This window comes from Enterobacter sp. JBIWA005 (assembly GCF_019968805.1).
Taxonomy (GTDB): Bacteria; Pseudomonadota; Gammaproteobacteria; order Enterobacterales; family Enterobacteriaceae; genus Enterobacter; species Enterobacter vonholyi.
In genome coordinates, this window is the sequence record NZ_CP074159.1 from 2,151,405 (window position 1) to 2,165,003 (window position 13,599).

The following is a 13,599-nucleotide window of genomic DNA, read 5'->3' on the forward strand; positions in this document are numbered from 1 at the left end:
AACCGGTTTAGAAACAATCATGACAAAACTCACCTTACAAGAGCAGATGCTGAAAGCGGGCCTGGTCAGCAGCAAGAAAGCGGCGAAAGTGCAGCGCACGGCAAAGAAATCACGCGTTCAGGCGCGTGAGGCTCGGGAAGCGGTAGAAGAGAACAAGAAGGCGCAGATCGAGCGTGACAAGCTGCTGAGCGAGCAGCAGAAGCAGGCCGTGATGGCGAAAGAGTTTAAGGCGCAGGTGAAGCAGCTGATTGAGATGAATCGCATCACCGTGGCGAAAGGCAACATCACCTTTAACTTCACCGACGGTAATCTGATCAAAAAAATCGAAGTCGACAAGCAAACCCAGGCTCAGCTGATCAACGGTCGTCTGGCGATTGCCCGTCTGGTGATTAACGCCAGCGGCGACTGCGAATACGCAATTATCCCGGCGGTGGTGGCCGATAAAATTGCCCAGCGCGATGCCGACAGCATCGTGTTAAACAGCGCGCTCAGCCAGGAAGAGCAGGACGAAGACGATCCGTACGCGGACTTCAAAATCCCTGACGATTTGATGTGGTAAAACGCGTTCAGAACGGGGCGGCGTGACGGGCGTTAACCGGCTCTCCGCTCATGGGATGAATAAAATTCAGCTCGCTGGCATGCAGCATCAGCCGGGGCGTTCCTTCAGCGCCCGGTACGTCAAGACCACCATACAGATCGCAGCCCAGAATCGGGTGCCCCAGCCGCTGGCAGTGAATACGCAGCTGATGGGTTCGCCCGGTCTCCGGAGTAAGTTCAACCCGCGTTAACGGCAGTCCCGTCTCCTGATAAAACCGTTCCACCACCCGATAGCGGGAGCGGGCGGGTTTCCCGGTGATGGCGCAGATCGACATCAGCGGGAACAGCGCCGGGTCTTTGGCAATCGGCGCATCGATTACACCTTCGTCATTTTCCACATGTCCGCAAAGCAGGGCGCTGTAGACTTTCTCCACGCTACGCTGGCTGAACTGCTGGCACAGTGCCGCGTTGATGGCCTTATTGCGCGCAACCACCATCAGCCCGGACGTGCCGAAGTCCAGGCGGTGTACCAGCGTGCAGCCGGGGAAGGTCTGGGCCAGACGATAGTGAACGGAATCAAGGTTTTGCGGATTTTTGCCCGAGAGGCTGAGCAGGCCGGAAGGCTTATCGATCAGCAGCAGATGTTCATCCTGCCAGAGGATCTGAATGTCATCGTGACACGGTGGGGCAATAAAAGAATCAATAATCGCAGACATCAGGCCGCCCGGCTGGAGAGTGGGAGCGGATGATAACGAAATGCGGGAGAAAAGAAAAACCCTCCCACCGGGCGGTGAGAGGGCAAAATCTTACGCTGCTACCAGGCTGTCGATGGCGGCTTTCGCATCGGTCTGCGCTTTGGTCGCCACTTCCGGACCGTAGGCGATGCCTTCCGCGAACACGAAGTTCACGTCAGTGATGCCGATGAAGCCCAGGAACAGGCTCAGGTACGGCGCAACCAGGTCGGTTGGGGTGTCTTTATGGATGCCGCCACGGCTGGTCAGTACGATCGCACGTTTGCCTTTCACCAGACCTTCAGGGCCATTCTCGGTGTAACGGAAGGTTACGCCAGCGCGTGCCACCAGGTCGAAGTAGTTCTTCAGCTGGGTAGGGATGTTGAAGTTGTACATTGGGGCGTTGATGACGATAACGTCGTGCGCCTGCAGCTCGGCAATCAGCTCGTCAGAGAGCGCCAGGGCTTCCTGCTGACGTGGGCTCAGCGGCGCATCGCTTGGGCGCAGCGCGCCAACCAGCTCGCCATCCAGCACAGGAATTGGGTTTGCAGCCAGGTCACGCACGGTGATTTCGTCAGCAGAATGCTGTTCACGCCACTGTTCAACGAAGTAATCAGACAGCTGACCAGACTGAGAGTACCCTGCCAGAATACTGGATTTCAAAACTAATACTTTGCTCATGGGTGATTCCTGTTTTTGCATTTGATTGAAGGGGGTTGCCCCGTTGCTTATTGACACTCTATTCACAATCCTGCCATAGAGATAGCGCAATATATCGAAGCCTATGTTCGAATTTTTTGAATAAGGCGCGAAAGGCGTCAGTGTGGTACTCTATAGCAATCATTAAAAAGAGAATTTATCAGGGCGTGTACTGCCCTTTAACGCTATGACAGAACAACAAAAATTCACCTTCCCGATGCTCCTGCAACAGCTCGATTCTCTGATGCTGCGCGACAAACAGCGTTTCGCCCGTCGTCTGCACGGCGTTAAGAAGGTTAAAAATCCTGATGCTCAGCAGGCCATTTACCAGGAGATGGCGAAAGAGATTGCACAGGAGGCAGGGAAAGTCTTGCTGCGCGAAGCCGCGCGACCGGCGATTACCTACCCGGAAAACCTGCCCGTCAGCCAGAAAAAACAGGACATCCTTGAGGCCGTCCGCGACCACCAGGTGGTGATTGTCGCGGGTGAAACCGGTTCGGGGAAAACCACCCAGCTGCCGAAAATCTGTATGGAGCTGGGCCGCGGGATCAAAGGCCTGATTGGCCACACCCAGCCGCGTCGTCTGGCGGCGCGCACCGTTGCCAACCGTATTGCCGAAGAGCTGCAGACGGAGCCGGGCGGCTGCATCGGCTACAAGGTCCGTTTCAGCGACCACGTTAGCGATAACACCATGGTCAAGCTGATGACCGACGGTATTCTGCTGGCGGAAATCCAGCAGGATCGCCTGCTGATGCAGTACGACACCATCATCATTGACGAAGCGCACGAGCGCAGCCTGAACATCGATTTCCTGCTCGGCTACCTGAAAGAGCTGCTGCCGCGCCGCCCGGATCTGAAAATCATCATCACCTCCGCGACCATCGATCCGGAGCGCTTCTCGAAGCACTTCAACAATGCGCCGATTATCGAGGTGTCAGGTCGCACGTATCCCGTGGAAGTGCGCTATCGCCCGATTGTGGAAGAGGCGGATGATACCGAGCGCGACCAGCTGCAGGCCATCTTCGATGCCGTTGACGAGCTGGGTAACGAAAGCGCGGGCGACATTCTGATCTTCATGAGCGGCGAGCGCGAAATCCGCGATACCGCCGATGCGCTCAGCAAGCGCGACCTGCGCCATACCGAGATCCTGCCGCTTTACGCCCGCCTGTCGAACAGCGAGCAGAACCGCGTCTTCCAGCCGCACGGCGGACGCCGCATCGTCCTGGCGACCAACGTGGCGGAAACATCGCTGACCGTGCCGGGAATTAAATACGTGATCGACCCGGGCACGGCGCGCATCAGCCGCTACAGCTACCGCACCAAGGTCCAGCGGCTGCCGATTGAGCCGGTCTCTCAGGCGTCCGCAAACCAGCGTAAAGGCCGCTGCGGCCGCGTGTCGGAAGGGATCTGTATTCGTCTCTATTCCGAAGACGATTTCCTGTCGCGCCCGGAGTTTACCGACCCGGAAATTCTGCGCACCAACCTGGCGTCCGTTATCCTGCAGATGACCGCCCTGGGGCTGGGCGACATCGCGGCGTTCCCGTTCGTCGAAGCGCCGGACAAACGCAACATTCAGGACGGCGTGCGTCTGCTGGAAGAGCTCGGGGCGATTACCACCGACGAGCAGGCGGCGGTTTATAAGCTGACGCCGCTGGGCCGCCAGCTCAGCCAGCTCCCGGTCGACCCGCGTCTGGCGCGCATGGTTCTGGAAGCGCAAAAGCACGGCTGCGTGCGCGAGGCGATGATCATCACCTCTGCGCTCTCCATTCAGGACCCGCGCGAGCGTCCGATGGACAAACAGCAGGCGTCTGACGAAAAGCACCGACGCTTCCACGACAAAGAGTCCGATTTCCTCGCCTTCGTGAACCTGTGGAACTACCTCGGCGAGCAGCAGAAAGCGCTCTCCTCGAACCAGTTCCGCCGCCAGTGCCGCGTGGATTTCCTCAACTACCTGCGCGTGCGCGAGTGGCAGGATATCTACACCCAGCTGCGCCAGGTGGTGAAAGAGCTGGGCATTCCGGTGAACAGCGAACCGGCGGAGTACCGCGAAATCCATATCGCGCTGCTGACCGGCCTGCTGTCCCACATTGGAATGAAGGACGCCGAGAAGCAGGAGTATACCGGCGCGCGCAACGCCCGTTTCGCCATCTTCCCGGGTTCTGGCCTTTTCAAGAAGCCGCCGAAGTGGACCATGGTCGCGGAGCTGGTGGAAACCAGCCGCCTGTGGGGACGCATTGCCGCCCGTATCGATCCGGAATGGGTGGAGCCGGTGGCGCAGCATCTGCTTAAGCGCTCGTACAGTGAACCGCACTGGGAGCGCGCGCAGGGCGCGGTGATGGCGACCGAGAAAGTGACCGTTTACGGCCTGCCGGTGGTCGCCGCGCGTAAGGTCAACTACAGCCAGATCGATCCGGCCCTGTGCCGCGAGCTGTTTATCCGCCACGCGCTGGTGGAGGGTTACTGGCAGACGCGCCACGCCTTCTTCCGCGAAAACCTGAAGCTGCGCGCGGAAGTGGAGGAGCTTGAGCACAAGTCCCGCCGCCGCGACATTCTGGTGGATGATGAAGCGCTGTTCGAGTTTTATGACCAGCGCATCAGCCATGATGTGATTTCCGCCCGCCATTTCGACAGCTGGTGGAAGAAGGCCAGCAAAGAGATGCCGGACCTGCTCAACTTTGAAAAGAGCATGCTGATTAAAGAGGGCGCGGAGTCGGTCAGCAAGCTCGACTACCCGAACTTCTGGCATCAGGGCAACCTCAAGCTGCGTCTGACCTATCAGTTTGAGCCAGGGGCAGACGCGGACGGCGTGACCGTCCACATTCCGCTGCCGCTGTTAAACCAGGTGGACGAGAGCGGGTTCGAGTGGCAAATCCCCGGCCTGCGCCGCGAGCTGGTGATTGCGCTGATCAAATCCCTGCCGAAACCGGTGCGCCGCAATTTTGTGCCTGCGCCAAACTACGCGGAAGCGTTTTTGGGCCGCGTCACGCCGCTGGATCTGCCGCTGCTGGACGCGCTGGAGCGTGAATTCCGCCGCATGACCGGGACGACCATCGACCGCGACGACTGGAACTGGGATCAGGTGCCCGATCACCTGAAAATCAGCTTCCGCGTGGTGGACGATAAAAATAAAAAGCTGCTGGAAGGGCGTTCCCTGAGCGAGCTGAAAGATGCGCTGAAAGGCAAAGTCCAGGAGACGCTCTCTGCGGTGGCCGACGACGGCATCGAGCAGAGCGGGCTGCATATCTGGAGCTTTGGTCAGCTGCCGGAAAGCTACGAGCAGAAGCGCGGCAACTATAAGGTCAAAGCCTGGCCTGCGCTGGTGGACGAGCGCGACAGCGTGGCAATCAAACTGTTTGATAACCCGCAGGAACAGCAGCAGATGATGTGGCGCGGGCTGCGTCGCCTGCTGCTGCTTAATATCCCGTCGCCGATTAAATATCTGCACGAGAAGCTGCCGAACAAGGCCAAGCTGGGGCTCTACTTTAACCCGTACGGCAAGGTGCTGGATCTGATTGACGACTGCATCTCCTGCGGCGTGGACAAGCTGATCCACGAGGCGGGCGGTCCGGTCTGGACGGAAGAGGGCTTTGCCCAGCTTCATGAAAAGGTGCGCGCGGAGCTGAACGACACCGTGGTGGACATCGCGAAGCAGGTGGAGCAGATCCTCACCACCGTGTTCAATATCAACAAGCGCCTGAAGGGGCGCGTGGATATGACCATGGCGCTCGGGCTGTCAGACGTGAAGGCGCAGATGGCCGGCCTGGTTTACCGCGGCTTTGTGACCGGCAACGGCTTCAATCGTCTCGGCGATACGCTGCGCTATCTGCAGGCGATTGAAAAACGTCTGGAGAAGATGGCCATCGATCCGCACCGCGATCGCGCGCAGATGCTGAAAGTGGAGAGCGTGCAGCAGGCGTGGCAGCAGTGGCTCAACAAACTGCCGCCTGCCCGCCGCGACGATGAAGACGTGCAGGCGATCCGCTGGATGATCGAGGAGCTGCGCGTCAGCTTCTTTGCCCAGCAGCTCGGTACGCCGTATCCGATTTCGGATAAGCGTATCCTGCAGGCGATGGAGCAGATTTCAGCTTAAAACCCTTGCCCGGTTTTCTCCCTCTCCCTGTGGGAGAGGGTCGGGGTGAGGGCATCAGCCCGCACAATTTTCACCCGTTCACAATCGCCAGCGTAAACCCATCCCATCCCTTAACCCCCACCGTTTGCAGCGCGGTGGCGGTTAAACGCGGATTATCCCCTATCATCTCAATAAAACGCCGCACCCCCAGCACGCGCGCGTCGTCGCTTTGCCCGTTAATGACCTCGCCATCGCGCACCACGTTATCGCCGATAATCACCGTACCGGGGCGGGAATAGTGCAGCGCCCACTCCAGATAGCCGGGATTGTTTGGCTTATCGGCATCAATAAAGATCAGGTCGAACGGGGGAACGTCGCCGAAATTCTCCAGCGAACTCAGCGCCGGGCCCTCAATTAATTCAATGCGTTCGTTTAACCCCGAAAGCTGAATATTCTCGCGCGCAACGCGGGCATGCGTGGGATCGGCCTCAAGCGTAATCAGCTTACCGTCCGGCGGCAGGGCGCGCGCCATCCAGATTGAGCTATAGGCACCCAGCGTCCCGATCTCAAGAACACGTCTTGCCTGCGTCATGCGCACGAACAGCGCCAGCAGCTGCCCCTGATTGGCCGCTACGTCGTGCTCGGGGAGCCCGGCGCGTTTGTTGTTTTCCAGAACCTGATTCAGTACGTCATCGTCAGGGATAAGAGAAGAAATCATGTAATTATCTACGGCAGACCATTTTTGTTGCATAGATTGACTCCTTGGGTTTTCTTCCTCGCCCTATGGGAGAGGGCCGGGGTGAGGGCATAAGCGCCCAAACCGGGTTTACGCGCTATTCCAGCCGCCGCCCAGCGCTTTATACAAATCAATCTGCGCCAGCAGCAGGTTGTTTTTCACCTGCACGACGCTGGTCTGAACCGAGTACAGCGTGCGCTGGGCGTCCAGCACGTCAAGATACGAGGAGTAGCCGTTGCGATTGCGGTTCTGCGCAATGCGCAGCGTCTCCTGGGCCACCTCCTGCTGGGCAAGCAGCTCCGTCAGCTGTTCCTGATAGCGACTTATCGCATCAAGGCTGTTGTTCACTTCGGCAAACGCGTTACGCACGGTTTTTTCATAGGCGTAGAGCACCTGGTTACGCTGGGACTGAGAAATATCCACCTGCGCATTCAGCGCCTGGCGGTTCAGCAGCGGGGCGAGAATACTGCCCCCGACGCTCCAGAGCTGAAGCGGGTTGTCCAGCAGGCCGGAAAGAGTGCGATCCTGAACCGATCCGCTGGCGGTCAGGTTGATCGACGGCAGCAGGCTGGCGCGCGACGCCGCGAGCGAGGCGTCAGCCGCCACCAGCTGGCGTTCGGCCTGGACGATATCCGGGCGGCGGTTCAGGAGCGCAGAAGGTAGCTGCGACGGCAGCGTCAGCGGCGTCAGCGCCGCGAAGTTTTCGCTGCGCGCCACGTCGCCGGGGTTGCTTCCCAGCAGCAGGCTTAGGGCATTCTCCTGCTGTGCGATCTGGTGCTGCAGCACGGGCACCTGCGCCCGCGTTGAGCGCAGTTCGGAATCCGACTGCATCAGCTCCAGGCGCGAGCTGTAGCCCGTCTCAAACTGACGTTTCGCGAGGTTAAACGCCTCTTCGCGCGATTTCAGGGTGGATTCGGTCACGCGCAGCTGTTCGTCAAGCGAGAGCAGGGTGACGTAGCCGGATGCAACGGAGGAGGCTACGGTCAAATCCGCGGCCGCGGCGGCGGCTTTTTGCGCCGCCAGCGAAGCCTCGGCGGCATTGGCCGTGCTGCGGTTGACGCCCCAGATATCCACGTCATAGCTCGCCGTCAGGCTACCTCTGTACAGCGTGCCGTAGACCGGCAGCCCGGTCGCGGCGGACTGCGAACGGGCGCGCGTCCCGGTTACGCCCGCGTCAAGCGAAGGAAACAGGCTCCCGTCAGCTGCATAGACCCGCGCCTGATACTCGTTAATTCGTTCGCGGGCGATCAGCACGTCGCTGTTATTCTTAAGCGCCTGATCCACATAGCGGTTGAGGTGGTTGTCATGAAAATTGCGCCACCAGAGCTGCTCCGCCGGGCTGGCAGGGCCGGAGACGTTGCGCCACTGCGCAGGAATTTGCAGCGTCGGCTGCGCCGGTTTTACGTCTGCGGACTGGCATCCGGCCAGCATGACCGCCGCCGCCAGCGCGGCAATCGGACGAAGGATCATTACTTCGCCTCCCGCGTATCAATGGTCACCTGTACCGACATGCCCGGACGCAGCAGGGCGGAGTCCTCAGGCTTACCGAGCACCTCAATACGCACCGGAATACGCTGGGCGATTTTGACAAAGTTGCCGGTGGCGTTGTCCGGCGTGATGGCGCTGAACTCCACGCCGGTCGCCGGGGAGATGCTCTCGACGCGGCCCTGATACGCTTTGTTGTTCAGGGCATCAACGGTGAACTTCACCGGCTGGCCGACGCGCAGCTCCGCGAGCTGAGTCTCTTTAATATTCGCAATGACCCAGTGCTGAGGCGGCACCAGGGTGGTGAGATGGGTTCCGGCGGTCACGTACGCCCCGAGACGCACGGCGATCTGGCCGAGCTGGCCGTCGCGCGGGGCGATGATGCGGGTGTTTTGCAGGTCAATCTGCGCCAGCTCAAGCGCCGCTTTCGCGTTTTCGACATCCGCCTCCAGCGCGCCGCGGTTCACAATCACCGTCTGCAGATCCTGACGCGACATCTCAAGGGCGGCTTTCGCCTGGTCGATGTCGGCGCTGCCCTGGGCGGCACTGGCAAGCGCCGCGTCGCGCTCGCGAATGGAAAGCGAGCCGTCGGACGTCAGCTCTTTCACCCGCTTTAAATCCGCCTGGCTTTTCAGGCTCTGGGCGCGGGCATTTTTCAGCGCGGCGTCATTTTTGGCGATGACGGCTTCGGCGCTTTTACGCTGCTGCAGGTTGTTATTCAGGGCGGCAATTTTCATCGCCAGCTGCGCCTCGGCCTGATGCACGCGCTGCCGATAGATTCGGTCATCGATCTGCACCAGCAGGTCGCCTTTTTTGACCTGCTCAAAGTCCTGAACCTTGACCTCAGTGATATAGCCGTTTACCTGCGGGCTTATAAACGTCGTCTGACCGCGCACGTAGGCATTATCGGTAAACTGTGCGTGGCGGGTGAACGGCGGCAACTGCCACGCGTAAAGGATCACCAGCACGCCAACAATACCGATGGCGGCGGCGGTAAAAACGGAAACAATGCGCACATTTTTGCGGGTGTTGGCCTGCTCTTTGGCGGCATCCTGCTGACTCATAAACTCTCCAGAACTCTTTCAATTATTTGTTGCCGGTGGCGTTCTTCAGCGCCAGACGGGCAGTGATGCGCAGGCGCAGCAAGCGCCATAAAATCCAGACCAGCGTGGCGGCAGCGATGCTCGCCGTCAGCAGATAAGTATCGTTATAAGCCAGAATATTCGCCTCCAGCGTTGTGACCGTTTGCAGCTGCGTTATCGCCTGCGTTCCCAGCAGCGCGCTGTCGCCAATCAGGCTTTTATACATCTGGGTATAAAGCTGAATTCGCTCGTTGACCAGCGGGTTGAGCGTGGTGAGCTGGTCCGCCAGCAGGCTGGAGTGGTACTTCTCGCGCCAGGTCTGGAAGGTGCCGAGGATCGCGGAGCCCAGCAGGCCGCCGAGGTTCTGGCTCATGCCAAACATCACCGAGAAGCTGACCAGGTTGCGCGGGTCGGCGATCACGCCGCCAATGGCTGCCAGCATGGCGGGCGCCAGGAAGAAGGCGCTGCCGAATCCCAGCAGGAACTGGCTTACCATCAGCTGATCCGGGCGGGTCAGGTTGTTGGACTGGCTGTCCAGCAGCGAGGCAACAATCATCAGCGCCAGAGACGTGATGATTGGCCACGCCAGTTTCGTCGGCTTGATGGTGAGACAGCTGGTGACGATCCCGCAGACGATCCCGGCGAAAATAGACCACGCCAGGTGCGTCATCTGCTCGTTCTGTAAGCCTACGTACTGCAGCCAGCCGATGACGCCGGTGTTTTGTTCGGCCAGCACGATACGGATCAGCAGCATAATCAGCCCCAGGCGGACGATGCTGCCGCTCGACAGCCAGCGGGTGTTCAGCAGCGGGTTAGTGCGGTTATGTTCAAAGACGATGGCCGCCACAATCAGCACCAGCGATAGCGCCAGCGACCAGCCAATCCACGGCGCTTCGAACCACCAGTCAAGGCGGCCTAACGAGAGTACGGCGCAGAGCAGGGCCATCCCGGGGGCCATTAAAAAGAAGGTGATAAAGTCTTTTTTCTCAAATACCTTGCGCCGGTCGCCCGGCGGCAGTTTTAAGGCTATCACGCAGGCCAGGGAGATCAGCGCCAGCCCCAGCTCGAAGAAATAGAGCCCGCGCCACTCGTCCAGCTGCAGCAGCTCGGTTGAAAACAGGCGCGCCAGCGGGATGGCGAGCGACGACCCGGTGATACCAATGGTCAGCGCCTTCAGGCGGTGCTTCGCAGGCCAGGCCTGGATCTGGTAATAAATCCCCAGCGAGCTGAGCGCGGCGGCCACCATGCCGTGCGCGGCGCGAACCATCAGCGCCGAGCTGAGATCGTTAACGAACAGGTGGAAAAAGGTGACCAGCACGTACAGCACCAGAAAACCTTCGGTGAAGGCGCGCAAACCGTACTGCTGGCGGAATTTGACCAGCAGCAGGTTAATGGAGATGTTGGTCATCACATAGACCGCGGGCAGCCATGCGATTTCGGTCGACCAGGCGCCGAATGTCCCCTGCAAATTTTGCAGGTTGGCGGTCACCACCGCATTCCCCAGCGCCCCCGTCAGGCAGACCAGCAGGCCCACGACGCCGTAGGCAATGCGTTTTGGCGTACTGTGTTCGGGCGTGGAGGGCGAACCCAGCAGGGCGGGTTTCTCATGTGGCTGCCACTCGCGAGGAGCATAAGGGTCGCGTTCGGGCAGGCGCATAACGTCGTTTACCTTAGAAATGATTGAATAATTAGCGGGCTAGCGATTCTACGTCTGCCGCAAATGATAATTCAAGTGAATATGATTTACGCATGTTAATCAAATGGTGAAGGGAAATTTAAGGAAAAAGAGCGGCCCGCAGGACGGGCCAGGAACGGTCAGAGACGTTCGGGCTGCGCCTGGATGAGTGTTGCACGCTTAACGCGGCAGGCGCAGAAAATCGCGATTAAGGAAATGGTTACCGTGACGGCAAGATACCAGGCCACCGGCACCCAGTCGCCGTCATATTTTGCCAGCAGGCCGGTGGCAATCAGCGGGGCGGTACCGCCGGCCAGCGCGGCACCCAGCTGATAGCCGAGTGTAATGCCGGTGTAGCGCACGTTTGCACTAAAAATTTCAGAGCACAGCGTGCCGAGTACCGCCGTGACAGGGGCCCACAGCACGCCAAAGGCGATGACCGTCGCGAGCACGATGCCCCAGGTTGTACCGGTATTGAGCAGCATAAACCACGGTACGATAAACAGGCCAAGCAAGAAGACGCTGATTGCGTACATGCGCTGACGGCCTATTTTATCGGAGAGCAGCCCCATCAGCGGGATCATAATGGTCGCCACCAGGGCTCCCAGCGTCACGGCCTCAAGCGCCTGTGATTTTTGATAGGTCAGCGTGCTGGTGGCATAGCTCACAACAAACGTAGAGAAGATGTAGAAGGGGGCGGTTTCAACCACCTTCAGACCGGCGGCGATCAGCACTTCACGCCAGTGATGCTTCAGCGTATCGCGCAGCGGGGCCTTAGCCACCTGACCGGACGCTTTGACTCTCTTAAAATCGGGCGTTTCATCAATATCCTTGCGGATCCACAGGCCGAGCAACACCAGAACCGAACTCAGCAGGAACGGGATACGCCAGCCCCAGGAGAGAAAATCCTCCTCGCTGAACAGGGTCATCAGCGAAACGATAAAGGTTGCCATCAGCATGCCGATGGTGACGCCCGCCTGCGGAATGCTGCCGAAGAAGCCTTTACGTTTTTCTGGCGCGTATTCATAGGCCAGCAGCAGCGCGCCGCCCCATTCACCGCCGATGCCCATCCCCTGAATGATACGCATCAGGATCAGCAGAGCGGGAGCCCACAGGCCAATCATCTCATACGTGGGCAGCAGACCAATCATGACGGTTGCACCTCCCATTAGTGAGAGGGTTAGAACGAGGGTTTTTTTACGTCCGATGCGGTCGCCAATATGGGCGAAAAGTACCCCGCCAATGGGGCGAATAAAAAAGGTTAATGAGAAAGAGAGATACGAGAGAATGAGACCGATCACCGGATCGACCATCGGGAAAAAGATCTTATTGAAGACCAGCGCGGCCGCCGTACCGTAGAGAAAATAGTCAAACCATTCAATGGCGCTCCCGGTAAGGCTGGCAATTAATACCTTTTTATTTTTTCGTAATACCGTCGTCGTACTTTCATGTTCTGTCATGACCTGAAACCCCGCCACGTTGATGATGAGAGAGAGGTGTCACCTGGCGCGCTTCAGGTGCAACCTGTGATGATGAAAAAGGTTGTGAAATTGTTAAGCAACTTAGGTTTGGATGTTGTTTTTGGCAATCGAAGGGGGGATAAAACTGGTCAGATCACGGTGAAATAAGCAGCGCCGGGTGCTTTTACATAACGTCTGCACAATACAATGTTTTGTAAGGCTGGAAATCAAAAGCATAATAGGCAGGTGCAACCCGATGATTTTTGGATGTTTCTGGTTATTTCAGAAAATGATAAATTCGGCGCTTCAACAACGTGAGGAGTTCATCATGGTTCAGCCCCATTTTCCCCTTCTGGCGGATGCCACGCTGGCGGCCATCAATACTGTCGGCGTATGGCTGGCGCAGGACGAACTGAGCGTGACGCGTCAGGCCCCGGAGATAGATGCGGTGATTCTGGCTGGAAACGCGGTGATCCCAACCATTGACGCGGCCTGCCGTATTGCCGCTCAGAGAGAAATCCCGCTCCTGATTAGCGGCGGCATCGGGCATTCGACCACCTTTTTATATGCTGCCATCGCCAGTCATCCGCGTTACCACACCGTACCGGTCGCAGGGCGGGCCGAAGCAAGCATTCTTGCCGACATTGCGCGGGAGTTCTGGCAGATCCCGCAGGGGCATCTGTGGGTTGAGGATCAATCCACCAACTGCGGTGAAAACGCGCGCTTTAGCTGGAACATGCTGAAACAGCGTCATCGAACGACCGGGCGGGTGCTGGTGGTGCAGGATCCGACGATGCAGCGCCGCACGATGGCGACGTTTGCCCGCGTTTGTCGGGATGAGTCCGAGTCACCGGAGTGGACAAGCCATCCCGGGTTTACGCCAACGCTGCAAAACGGAAAAGAGGGCGTGGAATTCGGTGAGGGCAACACCGGGCTGTGGCCCGTTGACCGCTATCTTTCTCTGGTTCTTGGGGAACTGCCGCGCATGTATGATGACGCCAACGGCTATGGCCCGGCCGGGCGGGATTATATTGCTCACGTTGAATTCCCCGAGGCCGTCATGGCCGCATGGAAACAGCTGCAGCAGGATCCGGTCCTGAAGGTGACGCGAAAAATCATCTGAGC

The 13,599-nt window shown here is 58.8% G+C and carries 10 protein-coding genes; 3 read left to right on the forward strand and 7 right to left on the reverse strand.

Annotated elements, in window-relative coordinates; genetic code table 11:
- Positions 1 to 19: 19 nt before the first annotated feature.
- Complete coding sequence (locus tag KGP22_RS10280; RefSeq protein ID WP_111964672.1) at positions 20 to 559, forward strand: DUF2058 domain-containing protein; 540 nt, start codon at positions 20 to 22, stop codon at positions 557 to 559.
- A 7-nt stretch (positions 560 to 566) separates the two neighbouring features.
- On the opposite strand, the gene KGP22_RS10285 is transcribed toward KGP22_RS10280, so the two are convergent.
- Together KGP22_RS10285 and azoR are read right to left on the reverse strand one after the other, a co-directional pair.
- A complete protein-coding gene (locus tag KGP22_RS10285) occupies positions 567 to 1,253 on the reverse strand; it encodes an RluA family pseudouridine synthase (protein WP_223582197.1) in 687 nt (228 codons plus the stop codon).
- 90 nt (positions 1,254 to 1,343) lie between these two features.
- Positions 1,344 to 1,949: an FMN-dependent NADH-azoreductase gene (gene azoR / locus KGP22_RS10290; protein WP_008502313.1), complete on the reverse strand. Its 606-nt coding sequence runs from the start codon at positions 1,947 to 1,949 to the stop codon at positions 1,344 to 1,346.
- 205 nt (positions 1,950 to 2,154) lie between these two features.
- Here azoR and hrpA point away from each other — a divergent pair, with 205 nt between their 5' ends.
- The gene (gene hrpA / locus KGP22_RS10295; protein WP_223582199.1) at positions 2,155 to 6,057 is read left to right on the forward strand and encodes an ATP-dependent RNA helicase HrpA; all 3,903 of its coding nucleotides are present in this window, start codon (positions 2,155 to 2,157) and stop codon (positions 6,055 to 6,057) included.
- Positions 6,058 to 6,127: 70 nt separating this feature from the next.
- On the opposite strand, the gene KGP22_RS10300 is transcribed toward hrpA, so the two are convergent.
- From KGP22_RS10300 to KGP22_RS10320, 5 genes are all read right to left on the reverse strand, one after another.
- Positions 6,128 to 6,787: an O-methyltransferase gene (locus KGP22_RS10300; protein WP_127730755.1), complete on the reverse strand. Its 660-nt coding sequence runs from the start codon at positions 6,785 to 6,787 to the stop codon at positions 6,128 to 6,130.
- A gap of 75 nt (positions 6,788 to 6,862) precedes the next feature.
- Complete coding sequence (locus KGP22_RS10305) at positions 6,863 to 8,242, reverse strand: efflux transporter outer membrane subunit (RefSeq protein WP_223582200.1); 1,380 nt, start codon at positions 8,240 to 8,242, stop codon at positions 6,863 to 6,865.
- Positions 8,242 to 9,321: an HlyD family secretion protein gene (locus tag KGP22_RS10310; RefSeq protein ID WP_111964667.1), complete on the reverse strand. Its 1,080-nt coding sequence runs from the start codon at positions 9,319 to 9,321 to the stop codon at positions 8,242 to 8,244. The genes KGP22_RS10305 and KGP22_RS10310 overlap by 1 nt, the downstream gene beginning before the upstream one ends.
- Positions 9,322 to 9,343: 22 nt before the next feature.
- Entirely contained in the window at positions 9,344 to 10,996 is a 1,653-nt protein-coding gene (locus tag KGP22_RS10315) for an MFS transporter (protein WP_064790983.1), read from the reverse strand.
- Between the two features lie 158 nt (positions 10,997 to 11,154).
- On the reverse strand, positions 11,155 to 12,474 hold the full coding sequence (locus KGP22_RS10320; protein ID WP_223582201.1) for an MFS transporter: 1,320 nt from the start codon (positions 12,472 to 12,474) through the stop codon (positions 11,155 to 11,157).
- Between the two features lie 328 nt (positions 12,475 to 12,802).
- On the opposite strand from KGP22_RS10320, the gene KGP22_RS10325 reads away from it, so the two are divergent.
- Positions 12,803 to 13,597 (forward strand): YdcF family protein, encoded by a 795-nt coding sequence (locus KGP22_RS10325; RefSeq protein WP_282443089.1) that lies wholly within the window; start codon positions 12,803 to 12,805, stop codon positions 13,595 to 13,597.
- Positions 13,598 to 13,599: the final 2 nt, after the last annotated feature.